Annotated in this window: 18 protein-coding genes; 11 read left to right on the plus strand and 7 right to left on the minus strand. The window is 34.9% G+C overall.

Annotated elements, in window-relative coordinates:
• Complete coding sequence (locus VGE71_RS09330; protein WP_331138081.1) at positions 1–855, minus strand: fumarylacetoacetate hydrolase family protein; 855 nt, start codon at positions 853–855, stop codon at positions 1–3.
• Positions 856–1426: 571 nt separating this feature from the next.
• Here VGE71_RS09330 and VGE71_RS09335 point away from each other — a divergent pair.
• From VGE71_RS09335 to fucP, 7 genes are all read left to right on the plus strand, one after another.
• Entirely contained in the window at positions 1427–2575 is a 1149-nt protein-coding gene (locus tag VGE71_RS09335) for an ABC transporter substrate-binding protein (RefSeq protein WP_331138082.1), read from the plus strand.
• On the plus strand, positions 2572–3714 hold the full coding sequence (locus tag VGE71_RS09340) for a CaiB/BaiF CoA-transferase family protein (protein ID WP_331138083.1): 1143 nt from the start codon (positions 2572–2574) through the stop codon (positions 3712–3714). Before VGE71_RS09335 ends, VGE71_RS09340 begins: the two co-directional genes overlap by 4 nt.
• Positions 3715–3838: 124 nt before the next feature.
• Entirely contained in the window at positions 3839–4978 is a 1140-nt protein-coding gene (locus tag VGE71_RS09345) for a CaiB/BaiF CoA-transferase family protein (protein ID WP_331138084.1), read from the plus strand.
• A gap of 1 nt (position 4979) precedes the next feature.
• Complete coding sequence (locus tag VGE71_RS09350) at positions 4980–6203, plus strand: extracellular solute-binding protein (protein WP_331138085.1); 1224 nt, start codon at positions 4980–4982, stop codon at positions 6201–6203.
• Positions 6204–6282: 79 nt separating this feature from the next.
• Positions 6283–7356 carry a Gfo/Idh/MocA family oxidoreductase gene (locus VGE71_RS09355; protein ID WP_331138086.1) on the plus strand — a complete coding sequence of 358 codons (1074 nt, stop codon included), beginning with the start codon at positions 6283–6285 and terminating at the stop codon, positions 7354–7356.
• Between the two features lie 109 nt (positions 7357–7465).
• Complete coding sequence (locus VGE71_RS09360; RefSeq protein ID WP_331138087.1) at positions 7466–7909, plus strand: MaoC/PaaZ C-terminal domain-containing protein; 444 nt, start codon at positions 7466–7468, stop codon at positions 7907–7909.
• A gap of 168 nt (positions 7910–8077) precedes the next feature.
• Positions 8078–9382: an L-fucose:H+ symporter permease gene (gene fucP / locus VGE71_RS09365; protein ID WP_331138088.1), complete on the plus strand. Its 1305-nt coding sequence runs from the start codon at positions 8078–8080 to the stop codon at positions 9380–9382.
• Between the two features lie 394 nt (positions 9383–9776).
• On the opposite strand, the gene VGE71_RS09370 is transcribed toward fucP, so the two are convergent.
• From VGE71_RS09370 to VGE71_RS09385, 4 genes are all read right to left on the minus strand, one after another.
• Positions 9777–10274: a hypothetical protein gene (locus tag VGE71_RS09370; RefSeq protein ID WP_331138089.1), complete on the minus strand. Its 498-nt coding sequence runs from the start codon at positions 10272–10274 to the stop codon at positions 9777–9779.
• A gap of 348 nt (positions 10275–10622) precedes the next feature.
• Entirely contained in the window at positions 10623–12029 is a 1407-nt protein-coding gene (locus VGE71_RS09375) for an efflux transporter outer membrane subunit (protein ID WP_331138090.1), read from the minus strand.
• 18 nt (positions 12030–12047) lie between these two features.
• Positions 12048–15218 (minus strand): efflux RND transporter permease subunit, encoded by a 3171-nt coding sequence (locus tag VGE71_RS09380; protein ID WP_331138091.1) that lies wholly within the window; start codon positions 15216–15218, stop codon positions 12048–12050.
• A 5-nt stretch (positions 15219–15223) separates the two neighbouring features.
• On the minus strand, positions 15224–16378 hold the full coding sequence (locus tag VGE71_RS09385) for an efflux RND transporter periplasmic adaptor subunit (RefSeq protein WP_331138092.1): 1155 nt from the start codon (positions 16376–16378) through the stop codon (positions 15224–15226).
• 265 nt (positions 16379–16643) lie between these two features.
• Between VGE71_RS09385 and VGE71_RS09390 the strand changes: the two genes are divergently transcribed.
• The 4 genes from VGE71_RS09390 to VGE71_RS09405 all read left to right on the plus strand — a co-directional run bounded on the left by VGE71_RS09390 (position 16644) and on the right by VGE71_RS09405 (position 20312).
• Positions 16644–17690 (plus strand): sensor histidine kinase, encoded by a 1047-nt coding sequence (locus VGE71_RS09390; RefSeq protein ID WP_331138093.1) that lies wholly within the window; start codon positions 16644–16646, stop codon positions 17688–17690.
• Entirely contained in the window at positions 17687–18421 is a 735-nt protein-coding gene (locus VGE71_RS09395) for a LytR/AlgR family response regulator transcription factor (RefSeq protein WP_144219525.1), read from the plus strand. Before VGE71_RS09390 ends, VGE71_RS09395 begins: the two co-directional genes overlap by 4 nt.
• An 18-nt stretch (positions 18422–18439) precedes the next feature.
• On the plus strand, positions 18440–18733 hold the full coding sequence (locus VGE71_RS09400) for a DUF3861 domain-containing protein (protein WP_144219524.1): 294 nt from the start codon (positions 18440–18442) through the stop codon (positions 18731–18733).
• A gap of 352 nt (positions 18734–19085) precedes the next feature.
• Positions 19086–20312 carry a PQQ-dependent sugar dehydrogenase gene (locus tag VGE71_RS09405; RefSeq protein WP_331138094.1) on the plus strand — a complete coding sequence of 409 codons (1227 nt, stop codon included), beginning with the start codon at positions 19086–19088 and terminating at the stop codon, positions 20310–20312.
• Between the two features lie 81 nt (positions 20313–20393).
• Here VGE71_RS09405 and VGE71_RS09410 read toward each other — a convergent pair whose 3' ends face one another.
• Together VGE71_RS09410 and VGE71_RS09415 are read right to left on the minus strand one after the other, a co-directional pair.
• Positions 20394–21008: a thioredoxin family protein gene (locus tag VGE71_RS09410; RefSeq protein WP_331138095.1), complete on the minus strand. Its 615-nt coding sequence runs from the start codon at positions 21006–21008 to the stop codon at positions 20394–20396.
• Between the two features lie 3 nt (positions 21009–21011).
• Positions 21012–21491, minus strand: coding sequence for a TlpA family protein disulfide reductase (locus tag VGE71_RS09415; RefSeq protein ID WP_331138096.1), 480 nt, complete (start codon positions 21489–21491; stop codon positions 21012–21014).
• Between the last annotated feature and the right edge of the window lie 13 nt (positions 21492–21504).

Consider the following 21504-nt stretch of genomic DNA (forward strand, 5'->3'; position numbering starts at 1 on the left):
TTATTTTTGATACGCTACAGCTTTCTGCTTGCTCGTTCCTAAACCTTCAATTCCTAATTCTATCACATCTCCCGCTTTAATGTAAATCGGATCTGGTTTGATACCTAAACCAACTCCCGGAGGAGTTCCTGTACTGATGATGTCACCAGGAAGCAACGTCATAAACTGACTTAAATAATGTACTAAATAAGGAATTTTGAAAACTAAATTCAGCGTGTTGCTGTCTTGGTATTTTTTACCGTTTACAGTCAGCCACATTTTTAAATTGTCAACATCTGCGATTTCTTCTTTTGTAGCCAAAAATGGTCCAAGAGGCGCAAAAGTATCGCTTCCTTTTCCTTTTGCCCATTGTCCGCCACGCTCCAACTGAAAAGCTCTTTCGCTATAATCATTCAATAAAGCATATCCTGCAACATAATCTAAAGCTTCTGCTTCTTCAACATAACTTGCTTTTTTTCCAACAACGAAAGCCAATTCTACTTCCCAATCTGTTTTTTCACTGTTTTTAGGAATAATCAAATCGTCGTCTGGACCACATAAAGAAGTCGTCGATTTAAAGAAAATAATAGGTTCTGTCGGAATCGGAGCATTGGTTTCTTTACAGTGATCGATATAATTTAAACCAATACAAATAATTTTTGAAGGTCTTGCAACAGGCGAACCCAAACGTACCGAAGCATCAACTTCTGGTAAAGATGGATTGCTTTCTAATGCTTTTTGTAATTTTTCTAATCCATTCTCTTCAAAGAAACTTTCGTTAAAATCAGTTACAATCGAAGAAACATCATATCTCTTTTCTCCAATTAAAACTCCAGGTTTTTCTTTTCCGATTTCTCCAAAACGTATTAATTTCATAATCGTATATTTTATTGTTAGTTTATTTTTTCTGATGAATAAACTTCATCAAAGTTGGTTGTTTTCGAATCCATTAAATTTAAAATTCACAAACACATAGAAACATAGTTTTTTACAAATTAAAAAAAGGCGTTTCACTCATTTCAATTCACATAGCTATGTGTGGAAACTTCTGTCTTTTGCTTTCTTTTTCAAAACAAAAAATTATGTTTCGATGTTTTACATTATATTCCATCCAAAAGATGTTTCGCTTTTCTCGCATTTATAAATTCACAAAAAAAGAATAGCAAAATTAATAAATGTAAAAATCACAATTACAAAAGTACTTTTTAAAAATTAATATTCGAGATATATTTCATTTTCCTATTCTTAAAATAACCAAACTTTAAATTTTTATAACATTTTTTAGACACTTTGTAAAAATAATATCACTAATTGTCAATTTATGCAAAAAGATTCTTGAATAAAGTTTGTATTTCTTGCGCATTTGAATCTTATTCCTACTTTTGTAATTGTAATTTTTACATTTATTATTTCAATCGATTTCACTACTCAAAATTCCTATATAAAAATGATAAAATTAAAAGGCATAACTTGGAACCATACAAGAGGTTTGCTTCCAATGGTTGCCACATCTCAGCGTTTTACAGAACTACATCCTGAAGTTGAAATTTCTTGGGAAAAGAGAAGTTTACAAGAATTTGCCGATGCTTCTATCGAAGACCTTGCTAAAAGATTTGATTTATTGGTAATTGATCATCCTTGGACAGGTTTTGGAGCGCAGACCAAAGCAATCCTACCGTTATCTGATTATTTATCTAAAGAATATATTAAAGATCAAGAGGTTAATACCGTTGGGAAATCATACGGAAGTTATGTTTTTCATGATAAATTATGGGCGCTTCCTATCGATGCGGCGACTCCAGTTGCTTCTTCCCGCTTGGATCTTTTACAAAAAAACAACTTAGAAGTTCCTAAAACGTATGATGATTTATTAGCCTTAGCAAAAAAAGGTGTAGTCGCTTTTGCTGGAATTCCAGTAGATGTTTTAATGAGTTTTTATATGTTTTGCTGCAGTCTGGGAGAAGCTCCGTTTCTTTCTGAAGAAAAAGTGATTTCTGAAACTACAGGAAAAAAAGCGCTTCAAATGTTTAGAGAACTGGCACAATTAATTGATCCAGCTAACTTTAACCGAAACCCAATTCAAGTTTATGAGGCAATGGTAAATTCTGATGAAATTGCCTACTGCCCTTTTGCTTACGGTTATTCTAATTATTCAAGAAGTGGTTACAGCAATAAACTTTTACATTTTTATGATTTAGTACGTTTGAATGATAATCCAATGATTTCTTCTTTGGGCGGAACAGGATTGGCTGTTTCTTCATTCAGTGAACACATTGAAACGGCAATAAAATATGCTGAATTTACGTGTTCATCACAAGTACAACAGAATATTTATACCGATAACGGTGGTCAGCCAGGACACTTGCAAGCTTGGAAAAGCGAGAGAATTAATGGCGTGACGCATGATTATTTCAAAAATACTTTACCTGCTTTAGAGCGTGCTTTCCTTCGTCCAAGATATTACGGCCACATGTATTTCCAAGATCATGCGGGCGATGTAGTTCGCAATTATTTGATGAATGGCGGAGACGAATTGAAAGTATTAGAAGAAATGAATGGACTTTACGCAGAATCTTTAAAAATCCAGACGATATGAGACCTTTAGAAGGACTAATTGTTTTGGAATTCTGCCAGTTTTTGGCAGGACCTTCCGCTGGTTTAAAACTAGCCGATTTGGGTGCTCGCGTCATCAAAATTGAACGTCCTGTAAAAGGTGAAGCTTGCAGACAATTAAGTATCAAAGATTTATTTGTAGACGACAGCAGTTTGCTTTTTCATACCATAAATAGAAATAAAGAATCTTTTGCAGCCGATTTAAAAAATCCAGACGATTTGGTTTTAATTAAAAAACTGATCGAAAAGGCTGATATTATGACACATAATTTCAGACCTGGTGTGATGGAAAAAATCGGTTTAGATTTTGAAAATACGCTTTCTATAAATCCGAAAATTATTTACGGAACGATTACAGGTTACGGAAACGAAGGTCCGTGGGCAAAAAAACCAGGACAAGATTTATTGTTGCAATCGCTTTCTGGTTTAAGCTGGTTGAGCGGACGCAAAAGTCAAGGTCCAGTTCCGTTCGGATTGGCGGTTGCCGATTTAATGTGCGGGAATCATTTTGTACAAGGAATTTTAGCAGCACTTTTAAAAAGAGCCAAAACCAAAAAAGGCGTTTTGATTGAAGTGAGTTTGCTAGAATCGATTCTAGATGTACAATTTGAAGCGATTACTTCTTTCTTAAATGATGGAGGTCAATTGCCTGAACGTGGCGATATTAAAGGAAGTGCGCATGCTTTTTTAAGCGCGCCTTACGGAGTTTACCAAACGCAAGATGGTTATTTGTCTCTCGCGATGGGCGATTTGATTTTCATAGGAAAAACTTTGGGATTGGATTTAAACGCTTTCGCGGATAAACATTTATGGTTTGAAAAACGAGATGAAATCAGAACTATTTTGAGCGAAAGAATTCAAACCCAAACTTCTGATTATTGGATTGAAATCCTGCAGAAAGAAGGTATTTGGTGCGGAAAAGTTTTCAATTACGAAGAATTGGACAGCCAGCCTTTTGTAAATGAATTACAGTTGAAACAAACTGTTAAAAATACAGAAGGAGAAACTTTGGTTACCACCAGAAGTCCGATTCAATTGGATGGTGAAATTCTGCTTAGCGAAAAAGCAGCTCCAAAAGTAGGTCAAGATAATTTAGCAATACATAAGGGGTTAATCGGTTAATCGTTTATTTGTTTAATCGAGAAATCGTTGAATCGAAAAACGAATAAACGGTTAAACAAATAACCAATTAAACAAGAAATAACGATTAAACACATAACCGATTAAACGGTTAAACAATAAAAAAATGAAACCATTAGAAGATTATTTAATTGTAGATTTCAGTCAGTTTCTTTCGGGACCTTCAGCCAGTTTACGATTGGCGGATTTAGGTGCGCGCGTGATAAAAATTGAAAAACCTGGAACGGGAGACATCTGCAGAACCTTATATACTTCTGATTTGATTATGAACGGCGAATCGTCTGTTTTTCATACCATCAACAGAAACAAAGAATCTTTTGCTATTGATTTTAAACAGCCAAAAGAACTTCAAAAACTAAAAAAATTATTAGCCAAAGCCGATGTTGTCATGCATAATTTCAGACCTGGAGTTATGGAACGCATTGGTTTGAGTTATGAAGATGTAAAAAACATTAATCCAAATGTAATTTATGGTTCGATTTCAGGTTTTGGAGAACATCCGGATTTGAAAGATTTGCCGGGTCAGGATTTGCTTTTACAATCTTTAACGGCTTTGACTTGGCTAAGCGGTAATCAAGAAGACGGCCCAGTTCCGATGGGATTGTCGATTGTAGACATGCTCGCAGGAGCACATTTGGCACAAGGAATTTTAGCTGCTTTATACAGAAAAGCAACTCACAATATTGGAGCGCAAGTTCAAGTGAGTATGTTGGAATCGGCATTTGATTTTCAATTTGAAACCATTACGACTTATTTCAACGATGGTGGCGAATTGCCTGTTCGAACAAAAACCAATAACGCACACGCTTATTTGGGCGCGCCATACGGAATTTACAAAACCAAAAATGGTTATTTAGCCTTGGCAATGGGTTCCATTCCTGTTTTGGCTTCTTTGCTGAAATGCGATGCTTTATTGCAATTTCCTGAAAATAAATTTACGCTTAGAGACGACATCAAAAATATCTTGGCTGAGCATTTGCAAACACAAGAAACCCAATTTTGGCTGGATATTTTAGAACCTGCTGACATTTGGTGCGCTGGAGTTTTAAACTATCAGCAACTTTTTGCTGAAGAGGGTTTTAAAGTTTTGAATTTCACACAACAAGTAGAAATGTTGGATGGCTATACTTATAAAACAACTCGCTGTCCAATAAAAATTGACGGCGAATATTTAACTTCTGGAAAAGGTTCACCAAAATTAGGTCAGGACAACGAACGCATTATTAAAGAATTTATAGACTGCTAAAATGGATAAAATTAGAATCGCTGTTCGAAAATTCGATCCCTTTGAAAGTACACTGCAAAAGCTTTGGGATGCTTTCTGTCTTCAAAACAATATTCAAGTTGAAGCCGAAATGATTCCGATGGAACTTCATGAATTGTATGAAACCACGATTTCTAAAAAAGGTTTAAAAGAAGGGAAATGGGATATTGCGCACCTCAATACCGATTGGATTTTTGATGCTGTACACGAAAAAGCTATTCAAGATTTATATCCTTTTATTGCAGAAAATCCGCCAGAAAATTATCCTTATGGCTGGCATAAATCCCTTTTACATTTACAAAAGCTGGATAATGGAACTTTCGGACTTCCTTTTCACGACGGACCGGAATGTCTGATTTACAGAAAAGATTTATTCGAAAACGAAACTGAAAAAGAGAATTTCAAAAACCAATTTGGTTACGAACTTTCTACACCAAAAACTTGGAAAGAATTCACCGAAATAGCCACTTTTTTCAATAGACCAGAAGAAAATCTATACGGAACTATTTTTGCGAATTATCCAGACGGACACAATATGGTTTTTGACTTTTGCCTGCAATTATGGACGCGTGGAGGATCTTTAATCAATAATAAAAATCAAATTTCTATTTATAGTGAAGCTGGAATTCAAGCTTTAGATTTTTATAGAAAAATAGTAACTAATAAAGATGCTGTTCATCCAAAATCGAAAGACTTTGGTTCGGTTGAAGCTGGTTTGGCTTTTGCCGATGGACAAGCCGCAATGGCAATCAACTGGTTCGGATTTGCCTCAATGGCTCAAGTAATTGAAGAATCGAAAGTAAAAGGCAAAATTGATATTACTTCCCTTCCATCCGATCCTGGTTTTAAAACCGCTTCTTTGAATGTATATTGGCTGTATACAATCGGTTCTGGAAGCAAACATAAAAAACTGGCTTACGATTTTCTGCGTTTTGCCACAACTGCTGAAAGCGACAAATTGTTGACAAAAGAAGGTGGCATTGGCTGTAGAAAATCAACTTGGAAAGATGAAGAAATCAATACTTTGATTCCATTTTATCATAAATTGGAAATGCTGCACGAAAATGCTTTGACATTACCACAAACTCCAATTTGGCCAAAAGTTTGCGAATTTATCGATCATATGGTTTTAAAAGCCATCAATAGCGATATTCCTTCGGCACAATTATTAGAAGAAACACAGATTAATATTCAAAAAATAGAATAGAAAAAATTACCGTCATGAAAAACTCTGCCGAAGTTTTAAACTTTGACAAAGTTGACACTAATCTTAAAAATAGTTTATCATGAATATTCCATATAAACCTTTATTACCTGAAACAGAACAGCCCATCATCATTATCGGCGCAAGCGGAATCGTAAAAGATGCACATCTTCCTGCTTATGAAATGGCTGGTTTTAAAGTTTTTGGTATTACCAACAGAACGATTTCAAAAGCATACGATTTACAAAAAGAATTTAAAATCGATCATGTTTTTGAAAGTGTTGCCGATGCGGTTAAAAATGCGCCTTCAAACGCCGTTTACGACATTACGGTTTTACCAGATCAATACATCGAAATTTTGGAGCAATTGCCTGACGGTGCCGCAGTTTTGATTCAAAAACCAATGGGGAATGACTTGGCGCAGGCACGTGAAATTGTGGAAGTTTGTGAAAGAAAAAATTTAGTTGCTGCTATAAACTTCCAACTTCGTTTTGCTTCTTTTGTGAGTGCTGCCAGATATTTAATTGATCAAGGTATTATTGGCGAATTGTACGACTTAGAGTTTAAAGTAACTGTAAATACGCCTTGGGAATTGTTTCCTTTAATAAAGGAACACCCAAGATTAGAGATTCTTTTCCATAGTGTGCATTATATCGATTGTATTCGTTCTTTCTTAGGAAACCCAAAAAATGTTATGGCAAAGACGGCTAAACATCCTCTTAAGAAATTATCTTCTAGCAGATCTACTATTATTTTAGATTATGGCGAAGATAAGCATGTCGTGATCAATACGAATCACGATCATCATTTTGGGCCAAAACATGAAGAAAGTTACATTAAATGGGAAGGAACAAAAGGTGCTGTTAAAGCAAAAATGGGATTATTAATGAATTATCCTGACGGTCTTCCAGACGTTTTTGAGTATGCTCTTCCGAAAAAAGATAATGAAAATGAATACGAATGGACAGAAGTCAAACTAGAAGGTTCATGGTTTCCAGAAGCTTTTATTGGCGCCATGTCTAATCTAATGCGTTATAAGGAAGGTTCTGATGCTATATTGTCTGCAAGTGTTCAAGATGTTTTAGGTACAATGAAAGTTGTGGAAGCTTGTTATGCAAGTAGTAAAAATGGCGGAATTTCTTTTGATGAAGTGTAATTAAAACACTATATTTCAAAACCAAAAAAAACAAATTTTAGTCCTCTTCAAAACACAGGTCATTTTGATCTTGATTTGAAAGAGCTGACGAATAAAAAGTATCTAAATTATGTATTTTAAATCGACTTTTTTCGAAGATTATACAATCGACGATAAACGAGTAACCGTAGGCAGAACGATAACAGAAACTGATTTTGTGGTTCATGCAGGACATACGGGAGATTTCTTTCCTCATCACATGGACGAAGAATGGTGTAAAACACAACCTTTCGGACAAAGAATTGCACACGGAACCATGGTTTTCAGTATTGGAATCGGTTTAACTGCATCAGAAATAAATCCAGAAGCTTTTTCAAGAGGTTACGACAGAATGCGTTTTGTAAAACCAGTTCATATTGGTGATACCATTCATTCTGAAATTACTATTTCTGAAAAAGGTGAAGCAAAAAATCCCGAATTGGGCGCTGTCACAGAACATGTAGAAATCATTAACCAACGCGGTGAGGTGGTTCTTGTTTGTGATCACCTTTTATTTGTGAAAAGAAAATCTTAAGATACTAAGGTGCTAAGGTTCTAAGATGCTAAGTTTTTATATACGTTGCGTTTTAGAATCTTAGCAACTTAAGCTAAATTAAAATCTCAGAAACTAAACTTAGTACCTTAGTAACTCAGAACCTTAGAACCTCAAAAAACAAAAAACAAAAAAAAAAACTATCTCACAATGCAAATTACAAACCAAGCTGGCGATCAACACGAAGTGCCGACAGAAGGTGGAAAAGGAAATCAATATCTTTTGCCTTTTATTCTTGTTACCTGCCTATTTTTCTTATGGGGAATGGCTCATAATCTTGATTCTGTTTTGATTCCACACTTGAAAAAAGCGTGCGAATTAAACAACCGTCAATCTACTCTTATCGATACTTCTGTATTCTTTGCTTATTTTATTATGGCAATTCCTGCGGGAATGCTTATTAAAAGATTTGGATATAAAAACAGTATTATCACAGGTTTATTAGTTTTTGCTATCGGAGCATTTTTATTTGTTCCTGCAGCAAATACAAGAACTTACGAATTATTTCTATTTGCCTTATTTGTAATTGGATGTGGCTTGACCATATTAGAAACCAGTGCCAATCCGTATGCAGCGATTTTAGGACCTGCCGAATCATCTTCAAAAAGACTGAATTTAGCGGCTTCTTTCAACGGATTAGCTGCTATGGTAGCTCCAATCGTAGGATCATTATTTATTCTTTCTGGAACAAACCATACACCAGAACAAATGGCAGCAATGCCTGAGGCTGAAAAAGCGGCTTATCTTTTAGGTGAAGCGGCTTCTGTAAAAATGCCTTATATCGTGCTAGGAAGCATTTTAGTTTTAGTAGCTATTATATTCTATTTTGTACAATTGCCTTCAATGAAGGTCACTCATACGGAAGCTGAAATTAAACCAGGATTTTTCTCTGTTTTAAGATTTAGACATTTAAGCTGGGGAGTTGTAGCGCAGTTCTTTTATGTTGGTGCACAAGTTTGTATTACGAGTTTCTTTATTAGAATTGCACAACAAGGTGCAGGGTTAGATGAAAAAACAGCTGGATATTACTTAGGAATCTACGGTTTCCTTTTTATGGCCGGACGCTTTATTGGAACTTTCTTTTTACGTTTTGTAAAGGATTATGTATTACTTTCAATCTATTGCATCATGAGTGCTGTACTTTGTTTAGTCGCTATTTATGGTTCTGGAATTGTTGTTATTTATGCACTTGGCGGAATCGGGTTCTTTATGTCAATTATGTTCCCAACTATTTTCTCTTTGGGAATTAAAGGTTTAAAATCGAATACAGAAACAGGCTCTTCTTGGCTGGTAATGTCAATTGTGGGTGGAGCAATTATTCCTTACGGAATGGGAACTTTAATCGATATGAATCATGATGATATTCAATCAGGATATATTATTCCTTTGGTTTGTTTCCTTATAATTCTTTCTTTTGGAGCTATTGGACATAAAGTAAAAGAGGTTACAGAATAGTTTTTTTTGCCACAGATTATTTGGATTAAAAAGGATTTCTTTTTTAACGCAAATTACACAAATTGGCACAAATTAATTTTTATTGAAAATATTTAAATATTAATTGCCTCCAGCTTTAGCTGGAGGTTTTTTGTTTATAGGAAAAGTAAAAGGCTTTAGCCAAACTTTGCGCTTAGTTCGGCTAAAGCCAATACATGCACAATCTATATACCTCCAGCTAAAGCTGGAGGCAATTCATTTTCTGCTTTTAATCATAACCCGAGTGCTAGCGAATAGGCGAAGCAATTACACCAATTCTCAAGAATTAAAAAAAAATAGTGTAATTCGTGTAATTCGTGGCAACAAAAAACGCCTCTCAATGGAGAGGCGTTTTCATTTAGGCTTTTACAAAAAATTAATGGCGTTTATTACTAGAATGATCGTGGTCTTTGTTTGACTGTTGTTTGGAGTTGTAATTTTTGTTGTTATTTCTGTTATCCGATTTTTGCTTTCCTTTTCCGTTATTGTTTTTAACCGGTTTTTCTCCTCTGTTTTTTTGAGGTTTTCCGACATAACCTTTTGGATAAGCTTTTCTGTGATTTGTATGATAACTGTAAGGAGAATCTCCTCTGTAATCGGTCAAAACCACTTTATAACCTGAATACAAATCATAATTTCTGTATCTTGAAGGAAGTCTTTTTTCACGAATCCATTTTCCTCCATTATCGTAGATAAATACGCTTTGATTTACATCATAATATACATCGATATCAGGCAAGTAATAATATCTGCTGTCATCGTAACCTTGTGGTCCCCAATTTGGAGGAGTTCCAATATTTACATTAATCGAAACTTGAGCATGAGCAAAAAATACACTCATAAAAAGCACTGAGGCGAATACTAACTTTTTCATGTTTTTAGATTTAAATATTAATTTTAGTAGATATGAATCTAAAGTAATGCCAATATTTAACGCAGTCGCATTCATTATACAGAACCTCAAAACTAATCGACGAATAGTACTTTTCAGCCGATATACATTTAATAAAAAAACGCCTCATTTCTGAGGCGTTTTTTAGTCATGTTTTTATTTAAATTAAGCGATCGATCAAAACAATTATGATCATGGTGGAACTTAATAGACTTTAATTATTTTTAACCGTTTCAAAGGTATATCCTATTCCCTATTACTTTTTAATTAATTAGACGAAAGGTGTAATTTTTCCGACAAACGGTTATTTTTTTCTAAACTACAGTCTTTTTATTTCCATCCTCCACCTAAAGCTCTGTATAAATTAACTACAGCTTGCAATTTTTGAAGATTATCATTAATCCCGCTTAATTGTGCTGCCAAAAGATTTTGCTCAGAAGTCAATACATCCGTATAATTAGTAGCTGAGCTGTATTCTAAAAGCTGTTGTGTAAAATCAACCGCCTTTTCTAAAGCTTCAATTTGTTTTTGTCTAGAATCTTCTTTTTCAACAGCCATTTCGTAAGAATACAATGCATTTGAAACTTCTTGTCCCGCTACCAAAAGGCTTTGTTGGAAATTATTGTAAGCTTGTAATTGTTGTGATTGAGCTGTTGTTAATCTCATCTTATTTAATCCCTGATTAAAAATTGGCTGTGTTAAACCTCCAATAATCGAATAAAAAATAGAGTGACTAAAAAAGTCATTTAATTCTAAATTTGAAAATCCTGTACTTGCTGTAAGCGTTAAACTTGGATAAAAATAAGTCTTAGCCAAATTTGTAGATTCAAAAGCAACTCTGAAATTAAACTCTGCCTGACGAACATCTGGACGATTCTGCAATAATTGAGCAGGCATACCAATAGCGATATTTTCAGGAATAATTTGTGCTCCTAATTCTCCTCTGTCAATTGGTCCTGGCGCTTGCCCTAATAAGATATTCAAAGCATTTTCTGTTTCGCGGATATTTTGTTTTAAATCCGGAATCAAAACTTCTGCTGCATGTTGATTGGCTTCACTCTGAACAACTGCTGCTCCTGTCACAATTGCACCTTCTTTTAAAGCTTTAATTGTTTCTACATTTTTAATACGACTTTCTAAAGTTTCCTGCGTAATCTTTAACGATTTATCGTAAGCCAGAAGCATAAAATAATTATTAGCAATATCTGAAATCAATTGAGTTTGAACAGCTTGTTTTGCAGCATCAGTTGCTAAATAAGTTGCCAAAGCCGCTCTTTTAGAACTGCTTAATTTTCCCCAGATATCTAATTCCCAAGACGTACTTACTCCTAATTTATAGGTTGTAGTTAAAGTATTGATGTTGATTCCTGCTGGGAAGTTTAAACCTGCCTGCGATTGCTTATTATGCGTTGCACTTGCATCCAATTGCAAAGTTGGATAATACGCTAATTTGCTTTGACGCAAAGAAGCTCTTGCCTGTACAATATTCTCGATTGCATTTTTCAGATTTAGGTTTTGATCTAAACCTTTTTGAATTAATGCATTCAATTTTTCATCTTTAAAAACACTCTGCCAAGGCATATCTGCAATTGTAGTCGAATCTGTAGAAGACTGATCACGATACAACTGATCTGTTTTTAAGGTTGTGGGACGTTCGTATTTCTTGGTAACAGAGCACGCACTAATTAGTGCGGCTGTTATTACCAGTAAAATATATTTATTTGAACTATTCGTCATCTTTGTTGTAATTAAATTTTACTCTTTGTGAGCTTCTATTAAATGAATTTCGTCTTCATCGTCATCTTCATCATCATACCCTTCTTTTGCTGGTCCGCTGATTTTTTCTTGTAAATTTTGGAAAATGATAAACAGAACTGGAATAACAAAAACTCCTAAAATAGTTCCGATTAACATACCTCCAACAGCTCCAGTACCGATCGATTTGTTACCAACAGCACCCGCACCAGAAGCAAACATCAACGGCACAAGTCCAAGAATAAAGGCGAAAGAAGTCATCAAAATAGGACGTAAACGTGCTACTGCTCCCTCGATTGCTGCTTGTACAACCGGAAGACCTTTACGTCTTCTATCCAAAGCAAATTCGACAATCAAAATACCATTCTTGGCCAGAAGTCCAATCAACATGATTAAAGAAATCTGTAAGTAGATATTACTGTTCAATTTGAAAATAATCGAGAACAAATACGCTCCTGCCAATCCAAACGGAATTGATAATAATACTGCAAATGGCAAAATATAACTTTCGTATTGCGCACTTAACAGGAAGTAAACGAAAACCAAACACAATACGAAAATGAATATGGTTTCACCTCCAGAAGCTAATTCCTCACGCGTTAAACCTGAGAACTCATAACCATAACCTGCAGGAAGATTTTCTGCCGCTACTTCTTGAATTGCTTTAATTGCATCTCCAGAACTATATCCAGGTTTTGGCGCTCCTGTAATCGAAATCGACGTAAATAAGTTAAATCTTGAAATCGATTCTGGTCCAAAAACTCTTGTCATTTTCACAAACTCTGTAATTGGCGCCATATTTCCAGCACTATTACGAACAAAGATTTTATTTAATCCTTGCGTATTTGCTCTAAATTCTGGTGAAGCCTGAACCATTACACGATATTGTTTTCCGAATTTATTAAAGTTCGAAGCATACAATCCTCCATAATATCCTTGCATTGTAGAAAGAATTGTATTTACAGAAACTCCTGCATCTTTCGCTTTCGCTAAATTAATATCCATCATATACTGGGGGAATCCAGGGTTAAATGGAGTTGTCGCATATTGTATTTCTGGGCGTTCTGCTAATTTTGCAAGGAATTCATTGTTTACTTTATAGAACTCAGCAGTTGTATGCCCTCCTTTATCTTGCAATTGGAATTCAAATCCACCACTTTGACCAAAACCTTGAATAGTTGGAGGTGAAATAAAGAAAATACTAGCCTCACGAATACCGCTTGTTTTAGCAAAAAGCTGTCCGATTACATCATCAACACTAAGATCACGCTGATCCCAAGGATATAACTTCACAATAACCATACTGTACGCACTACCAGCTCCAGCTGTAAAGTTCTGTCCAACAATACGAAGTGTATTTTTAACTCCTGGAATGGTTTTCGCGATACTATCAACTTTCTTAGCCATAATATCTGAACGTTCCATAGAAGCTGATGGTGGTAAACTAATATTGGCGAAAACAGTCCCCTGATCTTCCGAAGGAACGAAAGCAGACGGAGTAGTTTTCATCATATAAACCAACGCTACACCAGCAATTATAATAGAAGCTAATGCAATCCATTTTTTTACAGAAAGGAAACTTACCGAACGCTTATATCTTTGGGTAACATTATCAAATGCAACGTTGAAAGAAGTATAAAAACGCTGTAAAAAACTTTTATGTTTATGATCGTCTGCGTGTGGTTTTAATAAAAGTGCACACAGAGCAGGACTTAAAGTCAAGGCGTTTACCGCAGAAAGAATAATCGCAACCGCCAGTGTAATACCAAACTGCTTGTAAAAAACCCCTGTAGATCCTGTAATAAATGTTACTGGAATAAATACGGCAGCCATTACCAAAGTAATCGAAATAATCGCTCCCGAAATTTCGTCCATCGCATGTATTGTCGCTTTCTTAGCCGATTTATATCCATCGTCGAGTTTGGCGTGAACGGCCTCCACAACTACAATCGCATCATCGACGACAATACCAATGGCGAGAACCATCGCAAAAAGCGTCAAAAGGTTAATCGTAAAACCGAATAAATTCAGGAAGAAAAAGGTACCCACAATCGCAACCGGAACCGCAATTGCTGGAATTAAAGTCGATCTAAAATCTTGAAGGAAAATAAATACTACGATGAAAACTAAAATAAAAGCTTCGACCAAAGTGTGAATTACTTTCTCAATAGAAGCATCTAAGTTTTCGTTAACATCCACCATAATAGTGTACTTCATTCCTTTTGGGAAACTCTTCGCAGCTTCTTCAATCAATTTTTTTGAATTGATGATTACGTCACGCGCATTCGACCCAGGAGTCTGGCTGATTGCCATCGCTGCCGATTCTACACCATTTGTTTTAATCGTAGATGAATAACTTAAAGATCCTAATTCTACTTTAGCAACATCTTTAAGTCTAAGCATCTGTCCATTTCCAACAGATTTTATAATGATATTTTCAAATTCCTGAGAACTTGTTAAACGTCCTTTGTATTTAATTACATATTGAAATGCTTGATTTCCGTTTTCACCAAATTTACCTGGTGCCGCTTCAATATTCTGTTCTGCTAAAGCAGCCGAAATATCACTAGGAATCAATTTGTATTGTTGCATTACGTCTGGCTTCAACCAGATTCTCATAGAGTAATCTTTTGCACCAAAAACGGTTACATCTCCTACCCCAACTACACGCTGAATTTGTGGTACAAGGTTGATTTTCGCATAATTCTGAAGAAACGTCTGATCGTAAGCTTTATCATCACTGTATAAAGAGAAAATCAGCAAGTTACTACTCTGGCTTTTGGTTACCGTAACCCCAGCCTGAGTTACCTCAACAGGAAGTAAACTTGTAGCTCTCGAAACCCTGTTTTGCACGTTTACCGCTGCTAGGTCAGGATTGGTACCAACTTTAAAGAAAATTTTAATAGAGGCATTTCCATCATTGGTTGCTGTAGAAGTCATGTACGTCATGTTTTCTACACCATTAATTTGTTCCTCCAAAGGAATTACGATACTTTTCAGTACCACATCTGCATTGGCTCCAGTATAACTTGCTGCCACGTTTACCGTTGGAGGCGCAATATCTGGATATTGAGAAATCGGTAACTCAATTAGGCCTAAAACACCTAAAATAACGATAATAACAGATATTACCGTTGAGAGTACGGGTCTTTGTATAAATTTTTTAAACATTTTTTTTATTTTAAATCGGCGTAAACTGTTTCTGGGCTTTGATTTTGGGCTTTAATCTCAGTTCCTTCTTTTAAAGAAGCTACTCCTTCTAACACGATTTGGTCTCCTGCTTGTAAACCACTCGTTACTACATAATAATTTCCAGCTGAATTGTCCATAACAGTGATATTGGCATTTCTGGTTTTACCATCTTTTCCAACAACTACAGCGAACATTTTATCCTGAAGTTCAAATGTTGCACTTTGAGGAACAATTAAAGCATCTTTTACATCTTTTGGAATACGAACTGTTGTACTGCTTCCGCTTCTGATAATTCCTTTTGGATTTGGGAAACGAGCTCTTACATTTACTGTACCCGTTTCTGTATTGATTAATCCATTTACGGTTTCAATATGTCCTTTTTCACCATAAGCAGAACCGTCTGAAAGTAATAACGAAACCGCTGGCATGCTTTTTAATTTTTGATTTAATGAAGCTCCTGAATCTTTAGTAAAATTCAACAATGTTTTTTCATTCATTGCAAAATAAGCATACACATTACCAATACTTGAAACCGTAGTTAAAGGTTCAGTTGTATTAGAACTTACCAAACTTCCTAAACGAAACGGAATTGAACCCACAACTCCATTTACGGGACTTGTTACAGTTGTATATCCTAAATTTACTTTAGCATTTACCAAAGCGGCATTTGCCTGAGCTACAGCTGCCACAGCTGATTCATAAGTATATTGAGCAGATTCTAAATCATACTTACTGATAATTCCCTTTTCAACCAGTGGCTTTACTTTATTTACAGCCAATTTTGCCGCACTTAAATCTGCCTGAGCACTTTTGATGCTTGCCGTTGCGGTTCTAACTTGCTGCTCATATTCTGGAGCACTGATTTTAAATAAAGGCTGTCCAGCTTTTACAACTGCTCCTTCATCTACAAAAATTTTATCAATATACCCTTCAACTCTTGGGCGTATCTCTATATTTTGCTGTCCCTGAATACTAGCAGGAAAATCGCTGTTTAGTGTAGCAGATTCCGGCTGTAATGTCACAGTCTTATACTCTTTTACTTGTGGCGCGCCGCCAGCCTGAGCCGACTTGTCATTTTTACCGCAAGAAGCGATAACAATTGATGCTGCCAGAATACTTAAAAATGATTGCTTATTCATTGTGAAAAATGTGTGATTATCTATTATATGACAACAAAAGAACTAAAATATTACAAACGAAAATTTTCAAATAGACGAAAACCCTAATAGAATCGATAAAGGTAACCTTAGAACCGATGGAGTTTTTTAAAATATTAAACAAGTGTTTAATTTTTGTCTTATCGGCTCTAAAATGCTTTTTAGAGATTCTAAATCGGAGTTGGACGATTGCTTAAAATTCGAACGTAAATAAAATGTAATATTGCTTTTAAAATTATAAATTATAATGACACCCACCTTTTTCAGACCTTACTTATTCACCGGAATCCACATTCTTGGATGGTTGCTTCTAGGATATTTAATGTTGTTTTATATTCCTTTAACCTGGAATGTTGCACTTCCTCAAACATTTTGGATTTGGCAAAGCATCATTCTGGTTTTATTAATCATTACTTTTTATTCCACAGCAAAAATTGTTGTTCCTAAAACCATTATCAACGACAATACTTCTTTGTACTTACTTTGGGCTTTTCTTGCCATTTTTACTTTGCAGCTAATCGCTTATTTTTATACTTCTCAAACAGATCTACATAACCAAATTAGTAAAGCAATTGGTTTTAAAAAATACAAAAATCCTTATTTCGACAATTACGTTTTTACACTGACTTTGTTGGTTTTAGGAATCAGTACAAGCTGGGCCATGTTACAACATTGGCAGAAAGCAGCGCAACACAAACAAAAATTAGAACAAGACAAAACCATGGCCGAATTGGCGATGTTGAAAGCACAAATCAATCCGCATTTTTTCTTTAATTCCTTAAACAGCATTTATTCTTTGACTTATACTGATATTGAAGATTCACGAAACGCTCTTCATACTTTAAGCCGAATGATGCGCTATTTGCTTTACAGCACAGAAGAAAAAACGACATTATTGAAAGAAGCCGAATTTATGCGTGATTTTATTGCTCTAATGAAACTTCGCGCCAATAGTAAATTAACAATCACCACAGACATTCCTGAAAACATACACGATTATCCAATTGTTCCAATGTTATTATTACCTTTAGTAGAAAATGCTTTTAAACATGGCGTTCATGCTACTGATAAAAGCGAAATTCACATTAAGCTTACGCAGCAAGAAAGCAATCTTGAATTTGAAGTAGAAAATACTTTTTTCGAAAAAACAGCTGTTTCTGATGTAGGCGGAATTGGTTTAACTAATACCAAACGAAGATTACAACTGATTTATCCAGATCAGCATTATATCACATTTGGAGTTACCAATCACGGAACATATAAAGTTAAATTAAAAATAAATCTAGAGCAATGACGGTATTAAAATGTATAGCAGTAGATGATGAACCATTAGCTTTAAAATTGGTAGAAACGTTTATAGAACAAACTCCTTTTTTAGAATTAATAACCACTTGTGACAATGCTGTTGAAGCAATGGGAATCATTCGCGATACCAAACCCGATGTCGTTTTTTTAGACATAAATATGCCAAATTTAACGGGAATGGAACTTGCGAGACTTTTACAAGACCAACCTGGACCTCTTCCGAAAATCGTTTTTACAACGGCTTACAATCATTATGCTATTGAAGGTTATAGAGTAAATGCAGTAGATTATCTTTTAAAACCTTTCAGTTATGAAGAGTTTCTTCGTGCTTCAAGTAAAGTTTTACAACTGCATGAAGAAGCCAATAACAATCAAATCCAGAACATTGTAGGAGATGATGAATTTATCTTTTTAAAAGTCGAATACCAATGGGTTCGAATTTCTTTAAAAGACATTTGTTACATCGAAAGTTTGAAGGATTATGTAAAAGTACATTTGGAAGATTCACAAAAAGCTTTGTTATCACTGATTTCTTTGAAAGCATTAGAAGAAAAACTTCCTTCATCAAAATTTATGCGTGTACATCGCTCCTTTATAGTTGCATTAGATAAAATAAGTGCCATTAGTAAAAATTCGATTTTCATCGATAAAATAGAAATTACAGTTGGCGAACAATACAAAGAAGCCTTTAAAGTCATGGTTGACAAATGGCTTAAATAAAATTAGCATTCAAAAATTATGGAAAAAAGATCAAACAAATATTACTTAACCTTAAGTCTTAAACAATACGCAAACGGAGAAACCGAACCTGCAAGAGAATTAGGAATCGAATTTGACAATCATGATGAGATTTTCGGAATAATCGAAAGAATCAAAGAAAAGAACATTTTTGCAGATGAATCTGAGGCAGTTCAATTTGCTTTAGGATTAAAATTATTCAGCGAAATCAAAATTAAGAATCGCAAAAATCCACTTTTTGACGAATTAAATGAAGTTTTTCCTGTTTTTATGAAGAAGCTAAAAAGTCTTTAAAAATCCCTTTAAAAATAAGACCTACGCCAATTTTTTATTTTCATTTTCAATAGTAAGTTTCCTTAAAAAGGACATTATCTGTTTTTTTTCGGCAATAATTTGTAACAATTTTCCGTTAAAATTAAGCATGTCCCACTAAATGCTTTCCAAAAAGAAGTTTAATTTCTATTTGAAATTCTTTTACTTCAATGAATTAGGTACAAGTATTTAGGCAATCTTAATTGAAAATAGAATCTAGAATTTCATTTGAAACTGACCATTTCATTTTTAATGAATTTCTAAAAAATAGTTTTCACTTTCGAGACATTCGGGAAGGCAAAATCTATTTTTTAACCATTAAAATGAAAGCATTATGATATTTCAAAAAAGTATTTTTCTTCTTGTTGGTGTTTTAGCTCTAAGCAGTTGTTCCAACAATGATAACGATGACAATGTCAACACAGGACCAACAGGACCACCTGTAGAAACAGGTACTGCCAATACAACATACCAACCAGCTTTTGCTGGACAAACACGTGCCGGAAGCATTCAAACTACTACAGAAATTGAATCTAAAGTAATCACCAGCGGTTTAAGTGCTCCTTGGGGAGTTGCCTATCTTCCGGACGGACGTCTTTTAGTAACTGAAAAAGCAGGTAAAATAAGAATTGTAACTCAAGCTGGAGTTATTGGAAATGCATTAACAGGTGTTCCTGCCGTAAATCCTGCAGATCAGGGTGGATTACTAGGAATTTGTCTTGATCCCTCTTTTGCTACAAACCGAATGATTTATTGGGCATTTTCTGAAGCAGTTGCTGGTGGTAATATTACCGCTGTAGCGAAAGCCAGAATATCAGACAATGAAACTGCTCTTGAAAATGTAACGGTTATTTATCGTTCTAATACACCTAATGCAAGTACACTTCATTATGGAGGCCGCGTGTTGTTTGATAAAACTGGGAATTTATTTGTGAGTATTGGTGAAAGATCTGTATTAGAAACTCGTCCTTTAGCACAAGCCGTTACGAGCAGTTTAGGTAAAATTGTTCGCATTACGACAAGTGGACAAGCAGCACCAGGAAATCCTACATTTACACAAACAGGAGCTTTATCAGAACTTTATACGATTGGACATAGAAATCCACAGGGAATTGCCATTCACCCAACATCTGGAGAATTGTGGCAAAGCGAACACGGTCCAAGAGGTGGGGATGAAATTAACCGAATCAAAGCTGGAGCTAATTATGGCTGGCCTACAATTACGTACGGAATTGAATATGGCGGTGCAAAAATTGGCGAGGGAATCACTCAGAAAGAAGGAATGGAACAGCCTGTTTACTATTGGGATCCTGTAGTTTCTCCAAGTGGTATGACATTTTACGCAGGAAACCGAGTTCCAGAATGGCAAAATAATTTATTCATAGGCGCTTTAAGCGGCATGCATATTGTACGTTTAGCTTTTAAAGACAATAAAGTAGCTGGAGAAGAAAGATTATTGGCCGGAGAAGGACAAAGATTTAGAGATATTACACAAGGAAAAGATGAAGCATTATACGCCGTTACCGATCAAGGAAGACTTTACAAAATTGATAAAAAATAGAAAGTAACTTGTTCATTATATTAGCCAAAAACGCCCCAAGAAATTGGGGCGTTTCGTATTTATATTATTTTTTGTTTAGATTTAAGCTTTTGCTTTTCTCTTCACTGTACAGCCAATTTCTTTGGTCTGCGTTACAGCTGGTTTTTGGCCACTTTTTAAAGCTGCAATAACATCTTCAGCATACTTTACTTTATCTGCTTTATTTCCTTCAGGATCATTGTCGATTGCGCCTACATATTCTACCACATTTCCTTTTGCAGTTTTCGAAATTATGAAAACATGTGGTGTACGCTTTGCTCCGTATTCATCAGTGATTTTTTGTCCTGGATCAAACAAATATGGGAAAGGATATTTTTTGTCTTTTGCTAAATCCTGCATTTTAGAAAATGTATCGGCTGTAGAAGCTTCAGGATCATTTGGATTAATTGCGATTACAGGATATCCCTGTGGTCTGAATTTTTTATCTAAATCGATAATTCTCTGTTCGTAACCAATTGCGTATGGACAAGTATTACAAGTAAAAACTACGATATACCCTTTTGCATCTTTAAAAGTTCCAAAAGAAACTTCTTTATTATCTACATTTTTCAGTTTGAAATCTGGTGCTTTGTCACCCGCTTTTAGGGTTGTAGCTGTTTGCGCCTGAGCCCAAAAAGCAGAAAATGCCAGAGTCAGTAATAAGATTATTTTTTTCATGATTTACAGTTTTTTATATTCAGTTAATAATTGTTCGTAGGTAAATTCACTTTCAACAAATTTTCTTTTATCGTTTTTAATGAAAAGCGTTGCAGGAATACTTCCTGACCATGATGGATCAATTCGATCAATAAATTGCTGTGGATCGCTTTCGTTTAAAAGAAAAACTTCATTTTTAAGATTTTTCTTTTTTACAAACGGAACTACATTCGAAGCCAATTTAGATTTAAAATCCAAGCTTACCAATAAAACAGCCAATTTCTCCGATTTGTGTTCTGCTGCTAATTTCTCGAAATGAGGCAATTCTTTTATACAAGGCGCGCACCACGTTGCCCAAAAATTGACTACATAAGTACTGTCTTTTCCATTTTTGATTCTTTCGTTAAGCTGATCGATATTCAAAAGCTTCACGTTTTGATTGTATCCTTTTATTGAAAAAAGTAGAATAAGTAAAAAAGAGATTTTTAAAAGTTTGATTTTCATAGGTTCTAAGACT

The organism is Flavobacterium sp. (assembly GCF_036405015.1).
Classification (GTDB): Bacteria; Bacteroidota; Bacteroidia; order Flavobacteriales; family Flavobacteriaceae; genus Flavobacterium.

What these genes read in the sequence shown, in the direction of transcription:
- VGE71_RS09345 (WP_331138084.1), top strand. Translation starts at nt 3,839, where the DNA reads ATGAAACCATTAGAAGATTATTTAATTGTAGATTTCAGTCAGTTTCTT.
- VGE71_RS09355 (WP_331138086.1), top strand. Translation starts at nt 6,283, where the DNA reads ATGAATATTCCATATAAACCTTTATTACCTGAAACAGAACAGCCCATC.
- VGE71_RS09340 (WP_331138083.1), top strand. Translation starts at nt 2,572, where the DNA reads ATGAGACCTTTAGAAGGACTAATTGTTTTGGAATTCTGCCAGTTTTTG.
- VGE71_RS09380 (WP_331138091.1), bottom strand. Translation starts at nt 15,218, where the DNA reads ATGTTTAAAAAATTTATACAAAGACCCGTACTCTCAACGGTAATATCT.
- VGE71_RS09360 (WP_331138087.1), top strand. Translation starts at nt 7,466, where the DNA reads ATGTATTTTAAATCGACTTTTTTCGAAGATTATACAATCGACGATAAA.
- VGE71_RS09330 (WP_331138081.1), bottom strand. Translation starts at nt 855, where the DNA reads ATGAAATTAATACGTTTTGGAGAAATCGGAAAAGAAAAACCTGGAGTT.
- fucP (WP_331138088.1), top strand. Translation starts at nt 8,078, where the DNA reads ATGCAAATTACAAACCAAGCTGGCGATCAACACGAAGTGCCGACAGAA.
- VGE71_RS09390 (WP_331138093.1), top strand. Translation starts at nt 16,644, where the DNA reads ATGACACCCACCTTTTTCAGACCTTACTTATTCACCGGAATCCACATT.
- VGE71_RS09375 (WP_331138090.1), bottom strand. Translation starts at nt 12,029, where the DNA reads ATGACGAATAGTTCAAATAAATATATTTTACTGGTAATAACAGCCGCA.
- VGE71_RS09350 (WP_331138085.1), top strand. Translation starts at nt 4,980, where the DNA reads ATGGATAAAATTAGAATCGCTGTTCGAAAATTCGATCCCTTTGAAAGT.
- VGE71_RS09400 (WP_144219524.1), top strand. Translation starts at nt 18,440, where the DNA reads ATGGAAAAAAGATCAAACAAATATTACTTAACCTTAAGTCTTAAACAA.
- VGE71_RS09410 (WP_331138095.1), bottom strand. Translation starts at nt 21,008, where the DNA reads ATGAAAAAAATAATCTTATTACTGACTCTGGCATTTTCTGCTTTTTGG.
- VGE71_RS09395 (WP_144219525.1), top strand. Translation starts at nt 17,687, where the DNA reads ATGACGGTATTAAAATGTATAGCAGTAGATGATGAACCATTAGCTTTA.
- VGE71_RS09415 (WP_331138096.1), bottom strand. Translation starts at nt 21,491, where the DNA reads ATGAAAATCAAACTTTTAAAAATCTCTTTTTTACTTATTCTACTTTTT.
- VGE71_RS09370 (WP_331138089.1), bottom strand. Translation starts at nt 10,274, where the DNA reads ATGAAAAAGTTAGTATTCGCCTCAGTGCTTTTTATGAGTGTATTTTTT.
- VGE71_RS09335 (WP_331138082.1), top strand. Translation starts at nt 1,427, where the DNA reads ATGATAAAATTAAAAGGCATAACTTGGAACCATACAAGAGGTTTGCTT.
- VGE71_RS09385 (WP_331138092.1), bottom strand. Translation starts at nt 16,378, where the DNA reads ATGAATAAGCAATCATTTTTAAGTATTCTGGCAGCATCAATTGTTATC.
- VGE71_RS09405 (WP_331138094.1), top strand. Translation starts at nt 19,086, where the DNA reads ATGATATTTCAAAAAAGTATTTTTCTTCTTGTTGGTGTTTTAGCTCTA.